Annotated in this window: 20 protein-coding genes; 9 read left to right on the top strand and 11 right to left on the bottom strand. The window is 63.8% G+C overall.

Going from position 1 to position 25,183, the window contains the following annotated elements:
- Nucleotides 1-201: 201 nt before the first annotated feature.
- From NLM31_RS42730 to NLM31_RS42720, 3 genes are all read right to left on the bottom strand, one after another.
- Entirely contained in the window at nucleotides 202-1,644 is a 1,443-nt protein-coding gene (locus tag NLM31_RS42730) for a sigma-54-dependent Fis family transcriptional regulator (RefSeq protein ID WP_254135138.1), read from the bottom strand.
- A 151-nt stretch (nucleotides 1,645-1,795) separates the two neighbouring features.
- The gene (locus NLM31_RS42725; protein WP_254196094.1) at nucleotides 1,796-3,532 is read right to left on the bottom strand and encodes a bifunctional diguanylate cyclase/phosphodiesterase; all 1,737 of its coding nucleotides are present in this window, start codon (nucleotides 3,530-3,532) and stop codon (nucleotides 1,796-1,798) included.
- Between the two features lie 432 nt (nucleotides 3,533-3,964).
- Entirely contained in the window at nucleotides 3,965-4,930 is a 966-nt protein-coding gene (locus NLM31_RS42720) for a sensor histidine kinase (RefSeq protein ID WP_254196093.1), read from the bottom strand.
- 194 nt (nucleotides 4,931-5,124) lie between these two features.
- Between NLM31_RS42720 and NLM31_RS42715 the strand changes: the two genes are divergently transcribed.
- Nucleotides 5,125-5,964: an SDR family NAD(P)-dependent oxidoreductase gene (locus tag NLM31_RS42715; protein WP_254196092.1), complete on the top strand. Its 840-nt coding sequence runs from the start codon at nucleotides 5,125-5,127 to the stop codon at nucleotides 5,962-5,964.
- 239 nt (nucleotides 5,965-6,203) lie between these two features.
- On the opposite strand, the gene NLM31_RS42710 is transcribed toward NLM31_RS42715, so the two are convergent.
- The 3 genes from NLM31_RS42710 to sthA form a co-directional block, all read right to left on the bottom strand.
- Nucleotides 6,204-7,580 (bottom strand): cytochrome P450, encoded by a 1,377-nt coding sequence (locus NLM31_RS42710; RefSeq protein ID WP_254196091.1) that lies wholly within the window; start codon nucleotides 7,578-7,580, stop codon nucleotides 6,204-6,206.
- Between the two features lie 140 nt (nucleotides 7,581-7,720).
- Nucleotides 7,721-8,956 (bottom strand): LLM class flavin-dependent oxidoreductase, encoded by a 1,236-nt coding sequence (locus NLM31_RS42705; protein ID WP_254196090.1) that lies wholly within the window; start codon nucleotides 8,954-8,956, stop codon nucleotides 7,721-7,723.
- A 271-nt stretch (nucleotides 8,957-9,227) separates the two neighbouring features.
- The gene (gene sthA, locus NLM31_RS42700) at nucleotides 9,228-10,619 is read right to left on the bottom strand and encodes a Si-specific NAD(P)(+) transhydrogenase (protein WP_254196089.1); all 1,392 of its coding nucleotides are present in this window, start codon (nucleotides 10,617-10,619) and stop codon (nucleotides 9,228-9,230) included.
- Nucleotides 10,620-10,784: 165 nt separating this feature from the next.
- Between sthA and NLM31_RS42695 the strand changes: the two genes are divergently transcribed.
- Both NLM31_RS42695 and NLM31_RS42690 read left to right on the top strand, forming a co-directional pair.
- Nucleotides 10,785-12,197 (top strand): MFS transporter, encoded by a 1,413-nt coding sequence (locus tag NLM31_RS42695; RefSeq protein ID WP_254196088.1) that lies wholly within the window; start codon nucleotides 10,785-10,787, stop codon nucleotides 12,195-12,197.
- 141 nt (nucleotides 12,198-12,338) lie between these two features.
- Entirely contained in the window at nucleotides 12,339-13,502 is a 1,164-nt protein-coding gene (locus tag NLM31_RS42690) for a PHB depolymerase family esterase (RefSeq protein WP_254196087.1), read from the top strand.
- A gap of 1 nt (nucleotide 13,503) precedes the next feature.
- Here NLM31_RS42690 and NLM31_RS42685 read toward each other — a convergent pair whose 3' ends face one another.
- Nucleotides 13,504-13,809 (bottom strand): hypothetical protein, encoded by a 306-nt coding sequence (locus tag NLM31_RS42685; RefSeq protein ID WP_254196086.1) that lies wholly within the window; start codon nucleotides 13,807-13,809, stop codon nucleotides 13,504-13,506.
- A 186-nt stretch (nucleotides 13,810-13,995) separates the two neighbouring features.
- Between NLM31_RS42685 and NLM31_RS42680 the strand changes: the two genes are divergently transcribed.
- Nucleotides 13,996-14,361 (top strand): helix-turn-helix domain-containing protein, encoded by a 366-nt coding sequence (locus NLM31_RS42680; RefSeq protein WP_254196085.1) that lies wholly within the window; start codon nucleotides 13,996-13,998, stop codon nucleotides 14,359-14,361.
- 2 nt (nucleotides 14,362-14,363) lie between these two features.
- Here NLM31_RS42680 and NLM31_RS42675 read toward each other — a convergent pair whose 3' ends face one another.
- On the bottom strand, nucleotides 14,364-15,035 hold the full coding sequence (locus NLM31_RS42675; protein ID WP_254196084.1) for an MBL fold metallo-hydrolase: 672 nt from the start codon (nucleotides 15,033-15,035) through the stop codon (nucleotides 14,364-14,366).
- 169 nt (nucleotides 15,036-15,204) lie between these two features.
- On the opposite strand from NLM31_RS42675, the gene NLM31_RS42670 reads away from it, so the two are divergent.
- Entirely contained in the window at nucleotides 15,205-16,806 is a 1,602-nt protein-coding gene (locus tag NLM31_RS42670) for an alpha-amylase family glycosyl hydrolase (protein ID WP_254196083.1), read from the top strand.
- A 195-nt stretch (nucleotides 16,807-17,001) separates the two neighbouring features.
- On the opposite strand, the gene NLM31_RS42665 is transcribed toward NLM31_RS42670, so the two are convergent.
- Nucleotides 17,002-18,699 (bottom strand): alpha-amylase family protein, encoded by a 1,698-nt coding sequence (locus tag NLM31_RS42665; RefSeq protein ID WP_254196082.1) that lies wholly within the window; start codon nucleotides 18,697-18,699, stop codon nucleotides 17,002-17,004.
- A gap of 236 nt (nucleotides 18,700-18,935) precedes the next feature.
- Between NLM31_RS42665 and NLM31_RS42660 the strand changes: the two genes are divergently transcribed.
- Nucleotides 18,936-19,424 (top strand): MmcB family DNA repair protein, encoded by a 489-nt coding sequence (locus tag NLM31_RS42660; RefSeq protein WP_254135124.1) that lies wholly within the window; start codon nucleotides 18,936-18,938, stop codon nucleotides 19,422-19,424.
- A gap of 112 nt (nucleotides 19,425-19,536) precedes the next feature.
- Here the strand turns inward: NLM31_RS42660 and NLM31_RS42655 are convergent, their stop codons facing one another.
- Both NLM31_RS42655 and NLM31_RS42650 read right to left on the bottom strand, forming a co-directional pair.
- A complete protein-coding gene (locus NLM31_RS42655) occupies nucleotides 19,537-20,091 on the bottom strand; it encodes an ActR/PrrA/RegA family redox response regulator transcription factor (RefSeq protein ID WP_271607750.1) in 555 nt (184 codons plus the stop codon).
- 103 nt (nucleotides 20,092-20,194) lie between these two features.
- On the bottom strand, nucleotides 20,195-21,505 hold the full coding sequence (locus NLM31_RS42650) for an ActS/PrrB/RegB family redox-sensitive histidine kinase (protein ID WP_254196081.1): 1,311 nt from the start codon (nucleotides 21,503-21,505) through the stop codon (nucleotides 20,195-20,197).
- Between the two features lie 157 nt (nucleotides 21,506-21,662).
- Between NLM31_RS42650 and NLM31_RS42645 the strand changes: the two genes are divergently transcribed.
- The 3 genes from NLM31_RS42645 (at nucleotide 21,663) to NLM31_RS42635 (ending at nucleotide 24,970) form a co-directional block, all read left to right on the top strand.
- Nucleotides 21,663-22,466, top strand: a complete 804-nt coding sequence (locus NLM31_RS42645; RefSeq protein WP_254196080.1) for an ABC transporter ATP-binding protein — start codon at nucleotides 21,663-21,665, stop codon at nucleotides 22,464-22,466.
- 235 nt (nucleotides 22,467-22,701) lie between these two features.
- A complete protein-coding gene (locus tag NLM31_RS42640; RefSeq protein ID WP_254135121.1) occupies nucleotides 22,702-23,520 on the top strand; it encodes an ABC transporter permease in 819 nt (272 codons plus the stop codon).
- Nucleotides 23,521-23,641: 121 nt separating this feature from the next.
- Nucleotides 23,642-24,970 (top strand): polyhydroxyalkanoate depolymerase, encoded by a 1,329-nt coding sequence (locus NLM31_RS42635; RefSeq protein WP_254135120.1) that lies wholly within the window; start codon nucleotides 23,642-23,644, stop codon nucleotides 24,968-24,970.
- Nucleotides 24,971-25,183 lie beyond the last annotated feature (213 nt).

Below are 25,183 nucleotides of genomic sequence, written 5' to 3'. Positions count from 1 at the left end.
CGGCGCGCGCGAAGTCGCGATGCCGCGTTTTGCATCAGCCCATGCGTTTCCTCTCGCAGGCCCAGAGCAAGCCCCGCGCCAGACGCGGAGCTTTGTGCGCGAGCGGCTGAAAATGCGGCGGAAACGCCGACAAGGCCGCAGGCGAGAGCCGGAGTCGGAATGTCAGGAGTCCGAGACTCCAGACATCTCCCGTCTCGAAACTCAGACGGGCGGCGATCCCGAGGCCAGTCCGAACTTGGCGAGCTTCTTGTAGAACGTCGCGCGCGAGATCCGCAGCATGCGCGCGGCCTCCGTGATCTGCCCGTTGCTGGCGGCCAGCGCGTGTTCGAGCGTCTGCTTCTCGAACTCCGCCTCGGCTTCGGCATAGGGCACGACCGAGCCGGTCATGCGCTGCGCCGGCGCGGATTGTGCGTCCGCGCTGACCGGCAGGATGTGCGCGAAATCGTCGCCGGTCAGGCGCCCGGAATCGCTCAAGATGAGTGCGCGTTCCAGGATGTTGCGGAGCTCGCGGACGTTGCCCGGCCAATCGTAGCGCGCGAGCGCCGACAATCCGCTCGGCGTGATCCTCGCATTGACGAAGTCGCCGGAGGCACCGATGTCCTCGATCAGGCGCGCGCAGATCTCAGGTAGATCGTCGAGGCATTTGCGAAGCGGCGGCAGGTCGATCGAGAGCACGTTGAGGCGGTAATACAGATCGGCGCGGAAGGCGCCGTCGCTGACGCGCTTGCGTAGATCCACATTGGTCGCGGCAATGACGCGCACATCCACCTTGGTGATCTTGTCCGAGCCGAGCGGCTCGATCTCCCGCTCCTGCAACACGCGCAGCAGCTTCGCCTGCAATTGCAGCGGCATCTCGCCGATCTCGTCGAGGAACAGCGTGCCGCCGTCGGCGATGCGGAATTTGCCCTCGCGTCCCCTGCGATCGGCGCCGGTATAGGCGCCGGGCGCGGTGCCGAAGAATTCGGACTCGATCAAGGTCTCCGGTATCGCCGCGACGTTGACGCTCACGAACGGCTTGTCGGCGCGCGAGGACGCGTTGTGAATGGCCTGCGCCAACAGTTCCTTGCCGGTGCCGGTCTCGCCGGTGAGCAGCACGGTCACGCTTTGCCGTGCCGCGCGTTTTGCGAATTCCTTGGCCTGCGCGATTGCCGGCGTGGTGCCGACGAAATCCGCCAATGTGAAGCGCGCCGCGCGGGCGTTGGACAGTTGACGCCGCGCCAGCCTCAGATCGGCCTCGAGCTGGGTGACGCGCGCGAGCAGTGGCTTCAGGCTTTCGATGTGGTCATAGAGCACGAAGCCGATCGCGCCGATGACATTGCGCTCCTCGTCCTCGATCGGCATGCGCGTCACCACGAGCTGCTCGCCGCCGAGCTCCATGATGTCGAGCAGGATCGGCTCGCCGCTCTCGGCGACGTTCCGCATCAGGCTGTTCGGGATGATCTCCTCGATCGGCCGGCCGATCGCCTCCGCGGTCTGCTTGAGACCGAGCGACGCCAAATACTTCTCATTGACGTAGATGACCCGTCCGCTGCGATCGATCGCGATCGCGCCCTCGCACAGATGCTCCAGCCGCTCGAACAGCGTCACCATCGCCCGCGCGCGGACATAGGCGGGATCGCTGGCGTCGGAGGAGGAAGGTGACATGGCGTGCCTCGGGGAGGTCCGCCTGATTACTACCAAAAGCGCAGCAATTTCAAAGGGGAATCGGTGTGACGGGGTTAACGCGGTCGGGCTCAGCCGTTGTCCCGGACAAGCGGTGTGTGTCGCGCCGCCTTTGCGTTCCCGCGCTGTCGGCTTACCGCCGATACCCGCTTGCCCGCGAATAGCCCTGGCGGTTGTGCTGCATCGGGCGGGCGGAGACGCTGGCGCGGGACTCGCTCGACGCAGGCGTGGCGAGCTTGAGTTCCTCGAGGAAGATCGGCCGGGCGAAATAATAGCCCTGCGCGTAGCGGATCTTGGTCGCGGCCTGGAGATAGGCGAGTTCCTCGTAGGATTCGAGGCCCTCGGCGATGACGGTCATGCCGAGCGCTTCGCTCAAGGACTCGATCGCGCGCAAAATGCCCTGGCTGCGCGGGCGCTTATGGATGTCGGTGATGAAGGAGCGGTCGATCTTGATCTCGTCGGCGGTGATGTCGGCCAGCGCCGACAGCGACGAATAGCCGGTGCCGAAATCGTCGATCGAGATGCCGACGCCGAGCTTGCGGAACATCGGCAGGATTTCGTTCTGGAAATGATTCCCGGCGACGAAGGCCTCTTCGGTCACCTCGATCATGAAGCGCTGGGGAAAGCCGGTATCTTCGAGCGCTTGGGCGAAAGTCCGCATGAACTCGGGATTGCCGGCCTGCTTGGCGGCGACGTTGATGCTGATGGTCGCTTCCGCGCCAAAGGTGTCGTTGATCAGGTCGATCGACTTGACGATCTCGGCCAGCACGAGATGGGTCAGCTCGTCGATCAACCCGAGCTCGCTGGCGAGGTTGATGAACGAGCCCGGCGCCTGGATCACGCCCTCGTCGTCGCGCAGGCGCACCAGCGCCTCGATGCCCTTCACGGCTTGCGTGCGGATGTCGACCTTGGACTGGAAAGCGCAGCAGAAGCGCTTTTCGAGAATGGCGAGCCGCAGCGACTGTTCGATCTTCATTCGCGCCAGGGCTTCGCGCTCCATGCCGGCGTCGAAGAACGCGGCCATTCCCTTGCCGTCGTTCTTGATGCGGTACATCGCGATGTCGGCGTTCTGGCGCAGTGTCTCGAAGCTGCGGCCGTGGTCGGGATAGAGGCTGATGCCGACCGAGGTGGAGGCGAAGAGTTCCGAATTGTCGATGAAGAACGGCGCGGTCAGCCGCTCCAGCGTCGATTGCATGAATTCGGCGACTTCCTCCTGGCTCTGGATCGGGGAGAGCAGCAACAGGAATTCATCACCGGAGATGCGCGACAACATGTCGGAATCGCGCAGGTCGCGGCCGAGCCGCTTCGAGAGCTCGACCAGCAGCGCGTCGCCGACGGCGTGGCCGTAATAGTCGTTGATGTGCTTGAAATTGTCGACGTCGAGGAAGGCCAGCGCAAAGCGTTCGCCGCTGCCATTGCGTGCCAGCAGGCCGTTGGCGCGATGCTCGATCACGCGCCGCGAGGGCAGGCCGGTCAGCTCGTCGAAATAGGCCGAGCGAAACAGCTGGTCCTCGAAATTCTTCTGCTCGGTGATGTCGGCGGAGGCCGAGATCAAGAGCTCGCGCCCGGCGAGCTGGACCGGTCGATGGGTGGTCAGTAGCACCTGCCGTGCGGCGCCGTCTTGCAACGCTTCTTCGGAGGTGACCGGCTGTCCGGCCCTCAGCGCGCGCTCACAGGCCTCGCGGCGCTGTGCGAGATCGGGTGACGGACGGCTTCCGTCCATTCCGAGCTGGGCGGCCGCGACATCGTTAACCAGGAGAAGTTTGCCTTGCGCGTCCTGCACCGTCAGGCCGGCAGGCAGCATTCTAACGATTTCCTTGAGGAATCCGAGTTCGGCTTCACTCGCGCCGTTATATGCGTTGTCGTTCATAGAATTCATGAATCTTGTTGTTTCAGCGCGCCTTTGCAATGCACGCGATCATGCGCAGTTCCCTCTTAGGTTTGGTTAAGGGGTCCGCAGAAATACGGGTGTGTTTTGGAAGAAACTTGTGGCGTTGCGAGGTGCGCCGCCGATCGTCATTAACAGAAGGTCAACAGCGCTTGCGAAAGCGCGAGCGAAGAGTGCGGTCTCTTTCGTTTGCGGCGAAGCTAACGGCATCATGTTGATCGATTGAATCGATGTGAGCTCCGGGGTCAGTCCACCTCTCCCGTAGGGAGAGGTCGGATCGCATCGAAGATGCGGTCCGGGTGAGGGGATCTAGTCTCACTGGGTGCCGCGGCCCCTCACCCGAATTGCTGCGCAATTCGACCTCTCCCCGTTGGGGAGAGGTAAACCAGGCCGATCGAGACGCTTCCCTCGCGGCTATTCACTCTTCGGAATGCGACATTGCATGGTGCAATGCAGCCCGGTCTTCAAATACGAGACCTCGGTCTTGCCGTCGAAGGCTGACAGCGCCGACTTCAGCAGCTTGGTGCCGAAACCGGGCTCCGAGATCTTGTCGATGCTCGGTCCTTCGGTTTCGTCCCACGTGATGTTCAGGCGATCGTCGCTGACGGTCCATGACACCTGCAGCAATCCGCGAGGCGAGGAGAACGCGCCGTATTTGCCGGCGTTGGTGGCAAGTTCGTGAAACATCAGTGACAGCGTCACCGCGAGTTTCGGCGGCAGGAACAGCCGGTCGCCGTTGAGCGTGAAGCGAACGTGGCCATAAGGGCCGAGCTCGGAGATCAGGAGATCGCGGATGTCGCAGCCGGCCTTGTCGATCCGCGAGATCAGGTCGTCGGTCGCGGCCAGCGAGCGCAGCCGCGGATCGATCCGGGCCCAGACCTGCGGCTGGTCATGCAGCACCTGGTGCAGCACGGCGTGCACGGTCGACAGCTTGTTCTTCAGCCGGTGCTGGAGCTCGTCGACCAGAACTTTGCGATAGTCTTCTTCCTCGATCAGGCGCTTGGAGATCCGGCGCTGCTCCGCCAGCATCGTACGATAATGTTCGACGCCCCAGATGGTGAGCGCAGAGACGCCCCAATAAAGTGTCAGCAGGGCGAACCGCGCGCGATCGGCAAAGGCATCGCCGAAATTCACGACGACACCGAGCACGCCGCCGACCAGCGCCGTCACTACGCCGACCCGCAAGCCGCCAAAGGCCGCTGCAAAGAACACGGCGGGGAAATAGGGCGTGAAGAAGACGTCGGGCCGCACATGCGAGAGCCCCCAGCGCGCCACGGTCGCGACCAGCACGCAGGCCACCGCAAACGCAATACTCAGGCCGAGCGATGGCGGTGCCTCGCCCTTCCAGCCCTTGCGGAATTCGTCGATCAGCTTCCCCATGCGCAGCCCGGTTGCGAAAGACGTCCGAAAATCGACAGACGGGCCATGATGTTACGCATCTCGCATGCGCAAGCAAAGCTTGCCTTGTCGGGAGCCGGCAGGAATAGTGATTGTTGCGGCGCCGATTGTCGTGGAGACGTCATCGATCGGTGCCCGCCATTTGGCTTCAAATCATTCGAAAACAGGGACATTCCATGGGCAGGCTTGACGGCAAGGTTGCGGTGATCACGGGTGCAACGAGCGGGATTGGATTGCGTACCGCTGAAGTCTTCGTTGCCGAAGGTGCCAAAATTGTGATCGCGGGCCGCCGTATACCGGAAGGCGAGGCGCTGGCGAAGCAACTCGGCGCTTCCTGTGTCTTCCGCCAGACGGATGTGACCGTCGAGGCGCAGATGCAGGCGCTGATCGCGCTCGCGGTCGAAAAATTCGGTCGGATCGACTGCCTGTTCAACAATGCCGGCGGCCCGGCGCAGACCGGCGGCATCGAGGGCCTCGAGGTCGAGCGCTTCGACGCGGCAATGGCCACGCTGGTGCGCAGCGTCATGCTCGGCATGAAGCACGCCGCGCCCCACATGAAGAAGCAGGGGTCCGGCAGCATCATCAACAATGGCAGCATCGCCGGCCGTCTCGCCGGCTATTCGTCCTCGCTGGTTTACGGAGCGGCCAAAGCTGCGGTGATTCATCTGACCAAATGCGTCGCGATGGAGCTCGGCGAATCCAACGTGCGCGTCAACTCGATCTCGCCCGGCGCGATCGCGACGGGGATCTTCGGCAAGGCGCTGGGGCTCTCGACCGATGCTGCCGAGCAGACGCCCGCCATGTTGCGCGACGTCTACAAGACCGCGCAGCCGATCCCGCGCGCCGGCCTGCCCGACGACATCGCCCATGCCGCGGTGTTCCTGGCCAGCGACGAATCCAGCTTCGTCAACGGCCATGATCTCGTCGTCGACGGAGCTGTTACCGGCGGCCGCAACTGGACCCAGCAGCAGCAAGGCCTGTCGGCCCTGCGCAAGGCGTTCGATGGGGGCGCGTAGAAGCTACAGCGACGGTGCCGTAGGGTGGGCAAAGGCGCGCTCTTCGCGCGCCGTGCCCACGACTTCCTATCCGCAAGACATCGTGGGCACGGCGCTCCGCGCCTTCGCCCACCCTACGAGACCGGATTTCCGTCATTGCGTAGGGCGGATTAGCCGAAGGCGTAATCCGCCACTTTGGTGCCCGTGGAGACAGAGGCGGCGGGTTACGCCTGCGGCTAACCCGCCCTACGAAGCTGCAGCTAAACCGCCCGCATCCTGACCTTCAACCCGTCCTTCGGCTTCGGGATCGGCCACATCTGCCAGTCCGGCTTGTAGCCGGGCTCCAGCGACACCTCGATGTTCTGCAGGAAGTGCCGGGCGAAACATTTCGCCTGCATGTAGGCGAAGTGCAGGCCGAGGCACATATGCGCGCCGCCGCCGAACGGCACCCAGGCGAAGCGGTGACGATTGCGCTGGGCTTCCTCGGTGAAGCGCAAGGGATCGAACCGATCCGGCTCCGGCCAGATGTCCTTCATGTGGTGCGTGAAGAGCGGATTGACGCCGACGGCCGTGCCTGCGGGGATCGTATAGCCCTTGAAGGTGACATCGCGCATCGCGCGGCGCGGCATCGAGGGCACCGGCGGCTTGATCCGCAGCGCTTCCTTGAAGGCCATCTCCGTCAGCGGCATCTTTTCGAGATCGTCGAAGCTGCTCGGCGCGCCAGGAGTGAGCCCAAGCGCGAGAACCTCCGCGCGCAGCTTGCTCTGCCAGTCCGGATTGGCAGCGAGCTCGCCGATGAAGGACGTCAGCGATGAGGTCAGCGTGTCGTGCGCCGCCATCATCAGGAAGCTCATGTGGTCGATGATGTCCTGCTCGGAGAGCAGTGCGCCGTCCTCATGGGTGGCGCGGCAGAGATGCGAGAACAGATCATCGCCGCCGTGATTGCCGCGACGCAGCGGGATCTGCTCGCGGAAATAGGCGATGATGCGCTTGCGCCCGTTGACGCCGCGCGCCATCTGGGTGCCGGGGAGGGGGCGGCGGATCGGCGCGACGGCGGCCGCAACCATGTCGACGAAGGCGCGGTTGATCTCGTCGACCTCCGGCCCGATATCGGCGCCGAGAAAGGACGCGGCCGCGAGATCGAGCGTGAGCTGCTTCATCGCCGGATAAAGCTGCATCTCGCCGGGCCTGGCCTTCCATTGCGCGACGCGTGCCGAAATGCCGCGGTCGAGATCGCTGAGATAGGACTTCATCGGCCCCGACTTGAACGCGACCGACAGCGCCTTGCGGTGCAGCCTGTGCTCGTCGAAGTCGAGCAGCATCAATCCGCGCGGAAACAGCAACCCAAGCACGTTGTTCCAGCCGTGGGTCGACGAGAACAGCTTCTGCTGGTCGAACAGCACGAGCTCGTTCGCTTCGGGTCCAAGCAGCACGATGTTGGTTTCGCCGAAAATATGGGTGCGATAGACAAGCCCGTATTTGGCGCCGTTGCGCTCGATATGCCCCTTCGGGTCCGCGAGCACCTGAAACGTCTTGCCGATGATCGGCCAGCCTTCGTCGCCCGGGATATGCGTCAGCTGATTCCGCTTGGGCGCGGTGTAGGCGAGCTCAGGCGAGGCCACATTCTGCATCGACATAACGAATGCTCCGGTTGGCTGACCGACAGAAATCGCGCGACCGCGGCAACAATACGGCCTGCGCCAGGCCGATCATCGGCAGCATAGCACAGGCCGGGATGTCTTGCTTGTGAACGTCGTTACATGCGTAGCGCAGGAGCCTAGCGCTTGGCTGCTTCCTTCTGCAAATCCGGCGCGTTGACGGCGGGAATCGCGACCCGGCCTGGGCCCGTGACCTTCAACGCCTCGGCGGCTTTCTCGTTCTGCATGATCTTGGCCATCACGGCCTGACCGGCGCGCTCGAAAATCGCGCGGTTCTCGATCACGAATTTTTGCGACTTGCGCAGGCCATCGATGTAGCCGTTGATCTCCGGCACGACGTAGCGCGCGACCATGTCCCAGCTTCGGCGCGTCGCTTCCGGATTGGCCCAGTCGTGCACGAAGCCGATAATGGCGCCGACGCCGCCGGACACTTCCATCACGTTCTTGATGGTTTTGACGAGATCGTCGGGCGTGCCGATGGTCGAGGCCGCGCCCTCGACGAAGGCGGTCTTGTCCACGGCCTCGTCGGGCGAGGCGAACGCTTCGAGGCCCGGCCGCTGCAGCGTGCCGACATTATATTCGTTGTGCCAGCGCATCAGCCCGGCGCCGGCCTCCTTGCGCGCCTGCTCGCGGCTCTCGGCGATGTGGAAAGTCAGCAGCACGCGCCAGTCGGCGCGGCTGACCGTGGTGCCGTGCTTCTTGGCGGCATCCTCCGCGAACTGCCATTGCTGCTGCAGCGACATCAGGCCCTGCGTCGTCATCGAGCCCAGCGAGATAATGCCGATGCCGTATTTGCCGGCGAGCGTCATGCCCGAAGGCGAGATCTGCGAGGCCACCACGAACGGCATCTCTTCCTGCAGTGGCAGCAGCTGGAGCGCGGCGTCGTTCATGGTGAACCAGTCGGTCTTGGCGGTGACGCGCTCGCCGTTGAAGAGGCGGCGGATCACGGCGATCGCTTCATCCTGGCGGTCGCGCTGGGTCATCGGATCGATGCCGAGCGTGTGGGCGTCGGAGGCCAGCGCGCCCGGGCCGGAGCCGAAGATGGCGCGGCCGCCGGTCATATGGTCGAGCTGCACCATGCGCTGGGCGACGTTGAAGGGATGGTGATAGGGCAGCGACACCACGCCGGTACCGAGCTTGATGCGTTTGGTGCGTTCGCCGGCCGCGGCCAGGAACATCTCGGGCGACGCAATCATCTCCCAGCCGGAGGAGTGATGCTCGCCGCACCAGAACTCGTCATAGCCGAGAGCGTCCAGCTGCTCGACCAGGTCGAGATCGCGCCGGAACTGAAGCATCGGATGCTCCCCGATCGGGTGATGCGGGGCAAGAAAGGCTCCAAACTTCAGGCGCGCCATGGCGTTCTCTCCGGCTGTTATTTTCTATTTGTTAGGTGGGCGGAGGCTACGTGCCCGATGCCGCGAACGCAATCGCGCGATGTCCCGCGCAGCGGAATGCAGCTATGTGCTGACGCTGTCTCTTCTCCCTCTCCCCGTTCTTACGGGAAGAGGGTTGGGGTGAGGGGCTTCTCTCCACGCGTGAGATAGTCGTGAGACCTGTACCCCCTCACCCGGAATTCAAACTGCGTTTGAATTCCGACCTCTCCCCGCAAGCGGGGCGAGGTAAGAACTACCGCGTCATCCTGTTCCACGCATCGAGGCCGGCGATCTTGTACGCTTCCGCCAGCGTCGGATAGTTGAACGTGTTCTGGATGAAATAGTCGATCGTGCCTTTGAGGTTCAGCACGGCCTGGCCGATATGGATCAGCTCGGTGGCGCCTTCGCCCAGGATGTGCACGCCGAGCAGGCGGCGGGTCTTGGTCGAGAAGATCATCTTCATCATGCCGCTGTTCAGACCCATGATGTGGCCGCGCGAGGTCTCGCGGAAGCGCGCGATGCCGACCTCGTAGGGAATGCCGCGCGTGCGCACCTCTTCTTCGGTGAGGCCCGCGGTCGAGATCTCCGGCACGGAATAAATGCCGTAGGGAAAGAACTCCGGCGGTGCCAGCGGCTCCATGCCGAGTGCGTGGCAGGCCGCGACGCGGCCCTGCTCCATCGAGGTGGAGGCGAGGCTTGGAAAGCCGATCACGTCGCCGGCCGCGTAGATGTGCGGCACGCTGGTCTGCAGCGTCACGGGATCGACCGAGATGCGGCCGCGATGGTCGACGACAATGCCGGCGGCTTCGAGATTGAGCCGGTCGGTAGCGCCGACGCGGCCGGCCGCGAACAGCAGCATCTCGGTGGTGACGTGCCGCCCGTCGGACAGGTTGGTGACGATGCTGCCCTGTGCCGTCTTCTCGATCGACGTCACCTTGGAGCCGAGCCGCAGCGCGACGTTGCGGTCGCGCAGCTCGTGCATGAACTCGTCGATCAATTCCTTGTCGATGAAGTCGAGGAAGGTCGGCCGCGGCTCGATCAGGGTCACGGGCACGTCGAGCGCGCTGAAGATGGTGGCGTATTCGACGCCGATCACGCCGGCGCCGATGACGGCGAGGCTGCGCGGCAGCTTCGGCAGCTCGATGATCTCGTCGCTGTCGAGCACGGTCGCGCCGTCGAACGGCACATAGTCCGGCCGGAACGGGCGCGTGCCGCAGGCGATCAGGATGAACGCGGCGGATACCACCTTGGTCTCGCCGATCGCGCTCGTGATCTCGACCTCGTGCGGCGAGACCAGGCGCGCTTCGCCATTGGCGGTGCGGACCAGGTTGCGGCTGAACTGATGTTCGAGCACCTCGACCTCGTGGTCGAGGGTCTTTTGCAGCCGCGTCATCAGATCGCTCGCCGCGATGTCCTGCTTCACCCGGTAGGAGCGGCCGTAGAAGCCGCGCTCGCGCCAGCCGGAGAGATTGAGCACGGTCTCGCGCAGCGTCTTGGACGGGATCGTGCCGGTATGGACGGAGACGCCGCCGACCCGCCGGCCCTTCTCCACCACCAGCACGGCCTTGCCGAGCTTGGCGCATTGCACCGCGGCCCGGCGCCCCGACGGGCCCGAGCCGATCACCACCATGTCGTAGTCGTACATCGGACGTGCTTCCAAAGGATCTGCGTTCAAAGCCCAGCAAAATCAGCGGGAACCGACATGCAGCAATCGGGCCACAGCGGCAAGTCCTACCTCCGAGGTAATCGCGCCGATGACGCCGATCTGCGAGTCTTGCGCGCAAATAAATCGCGGAAGGCGCGAGCGAAAATGCATCAAACCGTCACAAAGCCCGTCGATTCGACCCGTCGTTGGTGGGTGCTGTCGATCGTCGTCGCCGCGCAGTTCATGTTCGGCGTCGACGCCTTCATCGTGAACGTCGCCATTCCCACCATCGCCGTCGACCTGCACGCGACGCCGGCACAGATCGAATCCGTTATCGCGATATATCTGATTGCTTATGCGACGCTGGTGGTGACCGGCGGTCGCCTCGGCGATATCCACGGCACCAGGAACGTCTTCCTCGCCGGCGTGCTCGGCTTCACGGCGACCTCGCTGTGGTGCGGGCTGGCGCAATCGGGCGTGGAGCTGATCCTCGCCCGACTGGCGCAAGGCGCGACCGCTGCGCTGATGGTGCCACAGGTGCTGGCGACGCTGCATCTCTTGTTTACCGACGAGTCGCGCAGTCGCGCCTTCGGCATCTACGGCATCGTGCTCGGGCTCGCGGGCGCTGCGGGCTTTCTGCTCGGCGGATTGTTGGTCACGATCGACCTCGCGCACACCGGCTGGCGCGCGGTGTTCTTCGTCAACGTGCCCTGCGGGCTCGTCATCGCTGTTGCGGCATGGCGGATCATGCCGACTGTGCCGCGCCGGGCCGGCACCAGGCTCGACATCAGGGGCAGCCTCGTGCTGTTCGCCGGGCTGTTGTGCCTGATCGGCCCGCTGCTGTTCGGCCACGATCTCGGCTGGGCGCCGTGGTTGTGGGGGGTGATGGCGATCGGCGGTGCGATCCTGTTCGCATTCCCAAGGCTCGAGCACGCGGTCGCGCGCGCCGGCGGGATGCCGCTGATTGATTTGACGCTGCTGGCGGACACCGCTTTCCTGCGCGGGCTCGGCGCCGCCTTCTTTTTCTTCGTCGCCAATCTCTCGTTCTATCTGGTGATGACGCTGTTCATGCAGCGCGGCCTGAAGATTGCGCCGCTCGCCGCCGGCCTCGCCTTCGTTCCGCTCGCACTCGCCTTCGTCGTGGCGTCGCGCCACAGCGGCGCGCGCGCGAAGCATCGCGGCACCAAGGTGTTGATCGAGGGCTGCGCGTTGCAGATCGCGGGCCTTGCCGCGCTCGCGCTTCTCGCAGACTTGATCGAGGCGCCACCGCCGATCGCGTTCGCGCTCGTCATGCTCATCTTCGGCTATGGCCAGGGCCTCGTGATGGCGCCGCTCTCGGGCGCCGTGCTGTCGACCGTCAAACCTGTCGCGGCAGGCTCGGCGTCCGGCATGTACGGCACCATTGCACAGATCGGAAATGCGGCCGGAGTGGCCGCAATCGGCGCGGTGTTCTTCGCAATCGAATCGTTGCAATCAGCGCGCGCAGGTTTTCTCGCCTCACTCGCGCTGTTTGCGGCGTTAATCATGACCTGCGCCGCATTCCTGACGTGGATGCGCCGCGCATCTGCACGAAGTTGAGGCACTGCGGTTAATACGTGCGGAAATCTGCGGGTTTTTGCGCGATTCGCGCGGGGCCGAAAGCACACGGTCTTTTCATTTTGCACTGCAGCAACTATCTGGTCTGGGTAAACGTTGAAAGCCGCCCACCAGGAATTTGCCGTGTCGCTAGCCCGTAATGTCGACCTCTTGAGACATCTGCCAAGGATGGATGGTCTGCGCTTGCCCGATTTTGGCGCGAGCACCGACGCGTCCAGCCCGCTGCAGGAAGTCACGGACTTCGGTGACAATCCCGGCGCCTTGCGCATGTTCGCGTTCGTGCCGGCGCAATTGCAGAAGCCGCGCGCGCTCGTCGTCGTGCTGCACGGCTGCGGCCAGACGGCAGCGGCTTACGATCTCGGCGCAGGATGGTCGACGCTCGCGCGCCATTACGGCTTTGCGCTGGTGATGCCCGAGCAGCAGCGCGTCAACAACGGCAACACCTGCTTCAACTGGTTCAATCCGGAAGACACCGCGCGCGACAGCGGCGAGGCGCGTTCGATCCGCGAGATGATCGCGCATATGGTCGGGGCGCACCGGATCGATCCCAGGCGTATCTTCATCACCGGTCTCTCCGCCGGCGGCGGCATGGCCTCGGTGATGCTCGCGACCTATCCTGAAGTGTTCGCGGCCGGCGCGATCATCGCGGGCCTTCCTTACGGCATCGCGTCGAATCTGCGCGAGGCGCTGGACGGCATGTTCCATTCCCCGGCGCGGCCCGAGCGCGAGCTCGGCGATTTCGTGCGGCGGGCGTCCCATCATAGCGGGCCCTGGCCGAAGGTGTCGGTGTGGCACGGCAGCGCCGATCGCACCGTCAATCCCGGCAATGCCAACGAGATCGTCAAGCAGTGGCTCGATTTGCACGATCTGCCGATGACGCCGATGGCCGAGACCAATGTCGACGGCTATCCGCGCCAGGCCTGGTGGAACAAGGACGGCGAGACGCTGGTCGAATTCTACGCCATCACCGGCATGGCGCACGGCACGCCGCTTGGCCTTGCCGACAACGATCAGCGCTACGGCGTCGAAGGTGCGTTCCTGATCGAGGCCGGCATTTCGTCGTCCTATCACATCGCAAAGTTCTTCGGTCTCACCGGCTGGGTTCAGGACGCGAAGAAGGCGGATGCCAGGGCGGCCCCAGCGCGTTCGCCCGCGCCACATCTTGCCCGCACCATCCGTGCGAAGGTCGCTGACGAACAGGCCGAGCCGAAGCGCGAGCAATCCCGCGGTTTCGATCTCGGCCAGATCATCACGCGCGCGCTGACGGCCGCGGGATTGATGAAGTAGGTCAGGCTGTCGCGTCGATCATCTCGATCGGCGTCGCCGTCACCTCGCCGCCGGCCGCCACCTTCCGCGTCATTTCCGCATAGGCCTTGAAGAAGTCGCGCGACTGCAGCGTCTTCTGCGCGGCCTCATCAGTGACGCTGGCGAGATGGAAGTAATGGCCGTCGTCGCGGTTCTTCAGGACGCGGTAGCCGATCCGCCCTTTCAGCTCCGGATCGTTGTCGATTGCCTTGATGAAGCGGCCGATCTCCTGGTGCCAGGCCTCCGTCGTGCCGTTCTTGAATTCGTACTTGATCATGAAGTGCTTCATGTGACGCTCCCTGTTCGCTGTGCACCATCATCTGCGGCCTGTGAGCCATCCTGCAAGTACGGACAAAATTGATAGTATGGACTTTTTCGCCGTCGCTCCTATCCTCTCTGCCATAGCGTTTTCAAGCGAAGTGGATCCCGGTTCGCGTCAAGAAAACGCGTCAGAACAAAAAGGGGAGGAAACGACATGGCAAAAGCTCCCGCGCGCGCCTGTCCGGTCGCAGCCTTTCAAAAGATGATCAGCGGCAAGTACAAGCTGCGCATCGTCTGGGATCTCAAGGACGGCCCGCGCCGCTATGGCGAGATCCGCAGCGGCTTGCTGCGCGGCACGTCAGGCAGCGCGGAGATCACCCCGCGCGTGCTCAGCCGCGAGCTCAAAGCCCTGACCGCGAGCGGACTGATCGACCGCAAGGATTTTGGCGAGGTGCCGCCGAAGGTCGAGTATCGCCTGACCCGGAAGGGCAAGAGCTTTGTGCCCGTGGTGGCGGCGATCCGCGAGTGGGGCGAGCGCAATCTCGACGAGACCGCAGCGCTCGCAGACGCCGCGGAATAAACTTACATCTCGCCGGTGATGAACGGATTGGTCATCCGCTCCTGGCCGATGCTCGAGCCGGCGCCGTGGCCGCAGATGAAGCCGACATCGTCGCCGAGCGGCAGCAGCTTCGTCATGATCGAGTTGATCAGCGTGGCGTGACTGCCGCCGGGCAGATCGGTGCGCCCGACCGAGCCCGCGAACAAGACGTCGCCGACATGGGCAAAGCGCAGATCCTTGTTGAAGAACACCACGCTGCCCGGCGAGTGGCCGGGGCAATGCAGGATGTCGAATTTCAACGCGCCGATCGAGACGGTGTCGCCCTCGTCGAGCCAGCGGTCCGGCTCGAAATTGCGCCCGCCCGTCATGCCGAAGCGCGCGCCGCTCTCGACCACGTTGTCGAGCAGGTATTTGTCCGCGACATGCGGGCCGTCGATCGGCACCTTCAGCGCATCGCGCAATTCGGCCGCGCCGCCGACATGGTCGATATGGCCGTGGGTGAGCCAGATCTTCTCGACGGTGACGCCGGTCTGCTTGATCGCTTCGAGGATCTTCGGCACGTCGCCGCCGGGGTCGATCACCACGGCCTTCTTGCCGGGCTCGTCCCAGATGATGGTGCAATTCTGCTCGAACGGCGTCACGGGGACGATGATCGCGCCGGCCTTGGCCTGTTGGGTGTCGCTTTGCTCGGTCATGGCGCCACAATGCCGATTTTTGCTGCGCCGCCAAGCAAAATAGTCGTGGTCCGCCGGCGGAACAGCCGCGCCCGCTGTCATAAGGCCGTCCCAATTCGCGTAGCTGTTTGAACCGGGGCGTTGCTGCCGCGTTCTCTCGCGCAGGCAGATTTCCGGGTGGATTTTCGAGATGGCACAGGGCGGCGAGAACTGGTGGCGCGACGGCATCTTCTATCAGATCTATCCGCGCTCCTTTCAGGACAGTGACGGCGACGGCGTCGGCGATCTCGCCGGCATTTTGCGGCGTCTCGCTTATGTCAAGTCGCTTGGCGTCGACGCGATCTGGCTGTCGCCGATCTTCCCCTCGCCGATGGCCGATTTCGGCTATGACATCTCCGACTATACCGGCATCGATCCGCTGTTCGGCACGATGGCCGATTTCGATGCGCTGCTCGCGGCCGCGCATGATCATGGTCTGAAGCTGATCCTCGACCTCGTGCCGAACCACACCTCCGACCAGCATCCCTGGTTCGTCGAGAGCCGCGCCTCGCGCGACAATCCGAAGCGCGACTGGTACATCTGGCGCGACCCGGCCCCCGATGGGGGCGTGCCGAACAACTGGCTGTCCGAGTTCGGCGGCAGCGCATGGCAGGTCGACGCCGAGACCGGCCAATACTACTACCACGCCTTCCTCGCGCAGCAGCCCGACCTCAACTGGCGCAATCCGGAGGTGCGCGCCGCGATCTACGACGTGATGCGGTTCTGGCTGGAGAAGGGCGTCGACGGCTTTCGCGTCGACGTGATCTGGCACCTGATCAAGGATGCCGAGTTCCGCGACAATCCGCCCAACCCGCATTATGTCGAGGGGCGGCCGCCGAACGAAAAAATCCTCACCCAATATTCCACCGACCAGCCGGAGGTGTTCGATGTCATCGCCGAGATGCGGCGGGTCACCGATGCCTTTAGCGCGCGCGTCCTGATCGGCGAGGTCTATCTGCCGCTGCATCGTCTGATGGCCTATTACGGCAATGATCTCACCGGCGCGCAGATGCCGTTCAATTTCGCGCTGCTCTCGACCTTCTGGAGTGCGCGCTCGATCGAAAAGATCATCGACGACTACGAGAAGGCGTTGCCCAGGGGCGCGTGGCCGAACTGGGTGCTCGGCAATCACGATCGCCCGCGCGTGGCCAGCCGCGTCGGGCCCGAGCAGGCCCGCGTCGCCGCGATGCTGCTGCTGACCCTGCGCGGCACGCCCACGCTCTATTATGGCGACGAGATCGGTATGCATCAGCTCGCGATCGCGCCCGAGGATGCGCAGGACCCCTTCGAGAAGAACGTGCCCGGCATCGGGGTGGGGCGCGACGGCTGCCGCACGCCGATGCAATGGGATTCGTCCGATTTCTCCGGCTTCTCGGAAACGAGGCCGTGGCTGCCGCTGCCGGAGGATCACATCCACGAAAACGTCGTCAACCTCGAGGCCGACACGCGCTCGATCCTGAGCCTGTACAAGCGCCTGATCGAGTTGCGGAAGAATTCACCAGCGCTGGTCGCCGGCGACTATCATCCGATCGCCGCGCAAGGCGATCTGCTGGTCTATCGCCGCGAGGCCGAGGGCAGGATGCTCATCATCGTGCTCAATCTCGGCCCCGAGCCGATCGCGGTCACCACCAGCGCGATCCGTTTCGGCAGCGAGATACTGCTGTCGACGTTCCTGGATCGCGAGGGCGAACGGCTTGAGGGCGTGCTGGATTTGCGGGGCAATGAGGGTGTGATCGTCGTGCCGCCGGCCTGAACGGAAGGGTAAGGCGTTAGCGTCGTTCTCCAGTGTCGTCCCGGCCTAGTGCGCAATTGCGCACGGGGGGCCGGGACCCATACCGCGTGATCCATCTGTCGCGATTGGTCGGAGTACCGAACGACGAGTCTTCGCCAAATGTCGCCCAGTGGTTATGGGTCCCGGCCTTCGCCGGGACGACGACGGTGTGTGCGGCTAACGTGTGCGCCCCTTCCTCACCGTCGTCGCGTCGACATCGCTCCGCTTCAGCAAATAATCCAGCCCGCCGACGCGGTACCAGCGATAGCCATAGGGCTCCAGCACAATGCGGTGCTGGCCGCGCTTGTCGGCGTGGCTATGATCTTCCGCGAGCAGGTTGATCAGGTGCTCGCCGGCATCGCCGGGCAGGCCGGCCGAGAACGCCGTCTCGCGCGGCTTCTCGTCGAGGTTATGCACGAACAGCACCGAATTGCTGCGCCAGTCATAGCGGATGATGAACACGGCCGGATCGCGGGTCGGGATGATCGCAAAGTCGCCCCAGCCGATCTCGGGTACCTCCTTGCGCATGCGGACGATGCGCTCGGTCCAGTTCAACATCGAATTCGGATCGCGCCGCTGTCTGGCGACGTTGACGTGCTCGTAGCCGTAAGGCCCCGTGTCGATGACGGGATTGGCCGGCTTGCTGTTCTTGGTGAAGCCGCCATTGGGTTCGGTCGACCATTGCATCGGCGTGCGCGCGCAGTTGCGTTCGGGCAGCGCGAGATCGTCGCCCATCGCGATCTCGTCGCCGTAGCGGATCACGGGCGTCCCCGGCAGCGTGCACATCAGGCTGTAGGCAAGCTCGAGCCGCCTGCGATCGCCGCCGAGCATCGGCGCAAGCCGGCGGCGGATGCCGCGATCGTAAAGCTGCATGTCCTTGTCGGGACCAAATGCGTTGAACACGGTCTCGCGCTGCGCCTTGGTCAGGCGTCCGAGATCGAGCTCGTCGTGATTGCGCAGGAACAGGCCCCATTGCGCCGAAGCCGGCCGTGGCTTTGTCGCTTTCAACGCCTTGGCCAGCGGTCGTGAGTCGCCGGAAGCCAGCGCATAGAACAGATGCTGGTTGACGTGGAAGTTGAACATCATGTGCATGCGGTCGGCATCGCGGCCGAAATACTCCATGTCCGTTTCCGGCAGCACATTGGCTTCGGCCAGGATGATCGCGTCGCCCTCCCGCCATTGCAGGAATTCGCGGAAGCTGCGCAGCATGTCGTACTGCTCGACCGGCTTCGTCACCTTCGCGCCCTTGGTCGAGATCACGAACGGCACGGCGTCCATGCGGAAGCCGGAGACGCCGAGCTGGATCCAGAAGCCCATGATCTTCAAAATCTCCGCCTGCACATGCGGGTTCGACGTGTTGAGATCGGGCTGGAAATCGTAGAAGCGGTGGAAGAACCAGGCGCCGGCGTCCTTGTCGCGCGTCCAGGTCGATTTCTGCACGCCGGGAAACACCATGCCCTTGTTGGCGTTGGCCGGCTTCTTGTCGGACCACACATACCAGTCGCGATAGGGCGAGTTCCTGTCGCGGCGCGCTTCCTTGAACCAGTGATGCTGGTCAGAGGTGTGGTTGACGACGAGGTCGATGATGACGCGGATGCCGCGCTGCTTGCAGCCATGGGTGAACGCGACGAAATCGCCGAGCGTGCCGTAGCGGGAATCGACGCTGTAATAATCGGCGATGTCGTAGCCGTCATCGCGGCCCGGCGAGGTCTGGAACGGCATCAGCCAGATCGTGGTGATGCCGAGGCCGTGCAGATAATCAAGCCGGCGCAACAGTCCCTTGAAATCGCCGACACCGTCGCCATCGGCGTCCATATAGGTGCCGACGGAGAGGCAATAGATGATGGCGTTCTTGTACCAGAGATCGTCGATCATGCGCGCGCGGCCTCGGTGGTTCCGCCGAGGAGCGGCGGCTGCGTGATAAGCGCGTGCGGGAGGGGAGGTTCCGCATCTTCGTCGTCCCGGCGAAGGCCGGGACCCATACCGCGTGATCCATCGATGCGGTTGGTAGAAGTACCGAACGGCGAATCTTCGCCAAACTCCGCCCTGTGGTTATGGGTCCCCGCGTTCGCGGGGACGACACCGATGACGGAATCGGCTACTCTCTCCCCATGGACAGCCCCGCCCGCATCGCCCTCGTGCCGCCGCCGGACCGTCGTCAATCCGAGACGGCGCTCGCGATCGCGCGCGGCACGGCGCGGCTGTTACGCTCGCTCGGCTTCTCCTGCATCAGCGAAATGCCGCTGCCGTCGGGTCGGCGCGCTGATCTCGTCGCGCTGAACGAGCGCGGTGAGATCTGGATCGTCGAGATCAAATCGTCGGTGGAGGATTTGCGCGCAGATCAGAAATGGCACGAATACCGTGCCCATTGCGACCGGCTGTTCTTCGCCTTCACGCAGGATCTGCCCTGCGAGATTTTCCCCGAAGGCACCGGCCTGATCATCGCGGATGCCTATGGCGCGCACATGCAGTGCGAGGCGCCCGAGCACAAGATCGCAGCCGCCACGCGCAAGCAGATGACGGTGCGCTTCGGCATGGCGGCGGCGTTGCGGATCAACCGCCTGGTCGATCCGCAGGGGCACGCGGATTTTTGGGAATGAATTCGTAGGATGGGTAGAGCGAAGCGAAACCCATCACTTTCAATGCAAGCCGCGAAGACGGTGGGTTTCGCTTCGCTCTACCCACCCTACGAGACCGTGACCGCGGAGACCGTTACCGCGGCGCGCGCTTGGCCAAAATGCGCTGCAGCGTACGGCGGTGCATGTTCAGCCTCCGCGCCGTTTCCGAGACGTTGCGGTTGCACATTTCGTAGATGCGCTGGATGTGTTCCCAGCGGACGCGGTCGGCCGACATCGGGTTCGCCGGCAGCTCGGACTTTTCAGCGCTGGTCGAGAGCAGCGCGGCGACGACGTCGTCGGCATCCGCGGGCTTCGAGAGATAATCGATCGCGCCCATCTTCACCGCGGTGACGGCGGTGGCGATGTTGCCATAGCCGGTCAGCACGATGGCGCGGGCTTCGGGACGCTTCTTCTTCAGCGCGGAGACGACGTCGAGGCCGTTGCCGTCACCGAGGCGAAGATCGACCACGGCGAAGGCCGGTGCGGACTTGCCGATCTGCGCGAGACCATCGGAGACCGTGTCACATGACGTCACCGCAAAGCCGCGTGTCTCCATGGCGCGCGACAGGCGCTCCAGAAACGGCTTGTCGTCCTCCACGATGAGAAGCGAGCGGTCGGTCTGTTCGTTCAGTTCGGCGATGGCGTTCAAGGTTTTGTCCTCTCTCCTGCACATCTACATATGGCGTCGCAATCAGGCGGTGCCAAGGCCGCCAATAGTCGATCAAGCCTCATGTGCGACGCAAGGTCGCGCCCTATCCTATTGTTTCTTCGAGGCTCTCGATAGTCTCAAAACGCTCCCTGGGCCACGCGATCTGCACCACTGCACCGTGTTCCGGAAACGTCCGATTGGTAAACGAGACCTTGGCGCCGGTGCGTTCGAGCAGCGTGCGGGCGATGAACACGCCGAGCCCGAGGCCGCCGCCGGCATCCTGGGTGCGCCGCCGCGACAGATAGGGCTCGCCGATCCGGTTCATGAGATCGGGCGGAATGCCGGGGCCGTCGTCGGAGATCACGATCTCGATCGTCTCATTGTTCCACCACGCGTTGACCTCGACCGTGGAGTTGGCGAAATCGACGGCGTTCTCGATGATGTTGCCGACGCCATAGAGCACCGCCGGATTGCGTGACCCGACCGGCTCGGCCGTTGCGGCCACCGCAATCCGCACCTTGATGTCGACGCCGAAGTCGCGGTGCGGTGCCACCACCTCCTCGATCAGCTCCGACAGCTTCATGCGGTCGAACGGCGCGCCGCTGGAGGAGAGCTGCGTGATCTTGCTCAAAATGTCGCGGCAGCGTTGCGTCTGCTCGCGCAACGTCTTCAGGTCGGCCGCGAAGACCGGGTCCGTCACGGTCTTTTCCAGCTCGCGCGAAATCAGGAAGATGGTCGCAAGCGGCGTGCCGAGCTCGTGCGCGGCGGCCGCGGCCAGGCCGTCGAGCTGGGTCAGATGCTGCTCGCGCGTCAGCACCAGCTCGGTCGCGGCCAACGCGTCGGCGAGCTTGCGCGCCTCCTCGGTCACCTGGAACGAGTAGAGGCTGGTGACGCCGATCGCCAGCACGATCGATAGCCAGACGCCGACCAGATAGATCGGCGGCAACACCACGGGATCTTCGGAATCCCATGGCAGCGGGAAATGAAAGAAGAACAGGATCGAGGCGCACGCCACGGCCAGAAGGCCGAGTGCGAACGTCAACCGGGCCGGCAGCGCGGTGGCGGAAATCAGGACAGGCGCGAGAAACAGGAACGAGAACGGGTTCTGCAATCCACCGGTAAAGAACAGCAGCCCGGCCAGTTCCACGATGTTCAGCGCCAGCAATCCGGCCGCGTGAAGCGGCGCCAGCCGCTGCATCGGGTTGGCCACGGTCTGCAGAGCCAGGTTGAGCGCCGCCGACAGGCCGATGATGCTGACACAGGGGACAATCGCGACATCGAACTCCAGCCCCTGCGCCACGATGAAGATCGCGGCGAGCTGGCCCAGCACCGCGAGCCAGCGCAGCCGCAGGATGGTGTCCAGGCGGATGTGTCGTTGCGACGGGCGGAAGTCGGAAGCGGTGGTCTCGGTCATTGCAGGCCAATCTAGCGGTGCGCGTGTCCTATCACAAACACGCTGGCCCACTGATTCCAACGAGTTACAAGCCCTTGAGGTACAAGTCTTTGAGCTACAAGTCTTTGAGCTACAAGTCTTGCGCTCCACCGCGCAATGGCGGAAGAACGCCCTTAGCATGACTGAGAACTCCAAGGCTTCAAGTCGGCCGACTGTCGCGGACAGCACATTGTCCGCGGCCATCGAGGTCGATCGCCTGGTCAAGCTCTACAAGCAGACCCGTGCGGTGGACGGCATCTCCTTTTCGCTGTCCCGCGGCAGCATTACCGGGCTGCTCGGCGGCAACGGCGCCGGCAAGACCACCACCATCGCGATGATCATGGGCCTGGTGCTGCCCACCTCGGGCCGTGTGCAGGTGCTCGGGCATCGGATGCCCGAGGAGAGCGCGGCCGTGCTCGGGCGGATGAACTTCGAAAGCCCCTATGTCGACATGCCGATGCGGCTCACGGTGCGGCAGAACCTCACCATTTTCGGCAAGCTCTATGCGGTCAGGAACCTCGCGGACCGCATCGCCAAACTCGCCCATGATCTCGATCTCAGCGACTTCATCGACCGCGCCAACGGCAAGCTGTCCGCCGGGCAGAAGACCCGCGTCGCGCTGGCGAAGGCGCTGATCAACGAGCCCGAGCTGTTGCTGCTGGACGAGCCGACCGCCTCGCTCGACCCTGATACGGCGGACTGGGTCCGTGCGCATCTGGAGCGCTATCGCAAGGACAATAATGCCACCATCCTCTTGGCCTCGCACAACATGCTCGAGGTCGAGCGACTCTGCGACCGCGTCATCATCATGAAGCGCGGCCGCGTCGAGGACGACGACACGCCCGACGCCATCATGGCCCGCTACAACCGCACCACGCTGGAGGAGGTGTTTCTGGACGTCGCACGCGGGCGGGCGAACGGGGCGAAGGAGGGAGCGCAATGAGGGGACCTCTCCACGATTGTTCTATCCGCGCGCACAGCCGTCATCCTGAGGTGCAAACCTTGCATCGCAAGGTTTGCCTCGAAGGATGGGCAGCGCACGCCTGCGGCCCATCCTTCGAGGCGCGCGAAGGGCGCGCACCTCAGGATGACGTCGGTGGGCGTGGCTGGCACTGCACCCCGGATTGCGCTTCGCTCCATCCGGGCTACTGGCTCAACCCGGGCTACGGGACGCAACGATGAGCGAAATGTCCCTCCATCGCGGCATCTCCGTCCAACGCATCGGCGCGATGATCCTGCGCTACTGGTATCTGTTGATGTCGTCCTGGCCGCGGCTGCTGGAGCTGTTGTACTGGCCGGCGCTGCAGATCATCACCTGGGGCTTCCTTCAGCTCTACATCGCGCAGAACGCCAATTTCTTCGCGCGGGCGGGCGGCACGCTGATCGGCGCTGTCATCCTCTGGGACATCCTGTTCCGCGGTCAGCTCGGCTTCTCCATCTCCTTCCTGGAGGAGATGTGGGCGCGCAACCTCGGCAACCTCATGATGAGCCCGCTGAAGCCGATCGAGTTTCTGCTGTCGCTGATGGCGATGAGCCTGATCCGGCTGGCGATCGGCGTGATTCCGATGACGCTGCTCGCGATCGCGTTCTTTCACTTCAATGTCTATAGCCTCGGCCTGCCGCTGATCGCCTTCTTCTGCAACCTGATCTTCACCAGCTGGGCGGTCGGCATCTTCGTCTCGGGTCTGGTGCTGCGGAACGGCCTTGGTGCCGAGAGCATCGTCTGGACCCTGATGTTCGGCATTATGCCGCTCGCCTGCATCTATTATCCGGTCAGCGTCCTGCCGCCCTGGCTGCAAACCGTCGCCTGGTCGCTGCCGCCGACCTACGTGTTCGAGGGGATGCGCGCGCTGCTGATCGAAAACACCTTCCGGACCGATCTGATGCTGGGTGCGTTAGCCATCAACGCGGTGATTCTGGTTGCTTCCTTTTGGGCATTCCTTGCCCTTTTGCGCAGCGCCAAGAAGCACGGCTCGCTGCTCTCGGGCGGCGAATAACGTCACTTTCCCGTGGATTCACGCCGATTTAACCGTCTGCGCCACGTAGATGTACGGAACCATGCATTGACGCAATATTACGCATTCGGCAGTATGCTGCGATGCGAAGAGGAATTTGATCATGCCGATTGGTGAGTTTGGCGGCGTACCGCTCCAGGCTAATGAAGGCAGCCCGGTCCTGACGACGCCGATGTACTGGATGTACGAGATGGCGCAGGCCTCTCTTAATCCGGCACGCGCCGTTACCGATGCGACCAAGCTGCTGTTTCAGAACCCGCTGAATCCCTGGGCGCGCACCGAAGTCGGCAAGTCCGTCGCCGCGGCCTGCGAATTGTTCGAGCGCACCACGCGCCGCTACGGCAAGCCGGAATGGGGTCTCAACGACACCGAGGTCAACGGCATCCGCGTCCCCGTCGAGGTTCGCCCGGTCTGGGAAAAGCCGTTCTGCAAGCTGCTCTATTTCGATCGCAAGTTCGCCCGTCCGCTGCGCAGCCCGCAGCCGCGCGTGCTGATCGTCGCGCCGATGTCGGGCCATTACGCGACGCTGCTCCGTGGCACGGTCGAGGCCTTTCTGCCGGCGCATGAGGTCTACATCACCGATTGGGCCGACGCCCGCATGGTGCCCTTGAGCGATGGCCGTTTCGATCTCGACGACTACATCGATTACGTCATCGAGATGCTGCACGTGCTGGGCGGCAACACCCATGTGCTGGCGGTGTGCCAGCCCTCCGTGCCCGTCGTCGCCGCCGTCTCGATCATGGAAGCGCGCCGCGATCCCTTCGTACCGACCTCGATGACGCTGATGGGTGGCCCGATCGACACCCGCCGCAATCCGACCGCGGTGAACCAACTCGCGCAGGAGCGCGGCATCGACTGGTTCCGCAACACCGTCATCACCAAGGTGCCGTTCCCGCATCCGGGCATGATGCGCGACGTTTATCCGGGCTTCCTGCAGCTGAACGGGTTCATCAGCATGAACCTCGACCGCCACATGGACGCTCACAAGCGCCTGTTCGCCAACCTTGTGAAGGGCGACGGCGACCTCGTCGACAAGCATCGCGACTTCTATGACGAATATCTCGCGGTCATGGACCTGTCGGCCGAGTATTATCTGCAGACCGTCGACACCGTGTTCGTGAAGCATTCGCTGCCGAAAGGCGAGATGATGCATCGTGGAACTCGCGTCGATCCTTCCAAGGTGACGCGCGTCGCATTGATGACGGTCGAAGGCGAGAACGACGACATCTCGGGTCTCGGTCAGACCGAAGCAACGCACACATTATGTCGTGCGATCCCCGATCATCGCCGCGTTCATTACGTTCAGAAGGGCGTTGGACATTACGGTGTGTTCAACGGCTCACGCTTCAAGTCGGAGATCGTGCCGCGCATCCATGATTTCATGGTCTCCGCTGCGAATCCGAGTTCGTTGCAGGCGCTTGCGGCTGAATAACTGCGTTTTTCGGCTTTCCCGTCGAAAATTCGGGCCCTGCCGGACGCTCCGGGAGGGCCTGGTTCCCGTCAGATTCGAGGTATTTAGGTAGTCTTATAGGAGTGAGTCATCCCTCACCCCTTGGGGGTGCCACATGCGTCCAGCGGGGGCGAAAAAAGCGGGTTCCAACCCCAGTCTGTAGGGTCTCCCGGACGCCAGACCCCTGTATATTGG

This window comes from Bradyrhizobium sp. CCGUVB4N (genome assembly GCF_024199945.1).
Taxonomy (GTDB): Bacteria; Pseudomonadota; Alphaproteobacteria; order Rhizobiales; family Xanthobacteraceae; genus Bradyrhizobium.
This window is presented reverse-complemented; position numbering and strand designations above follow the sequence as displayed.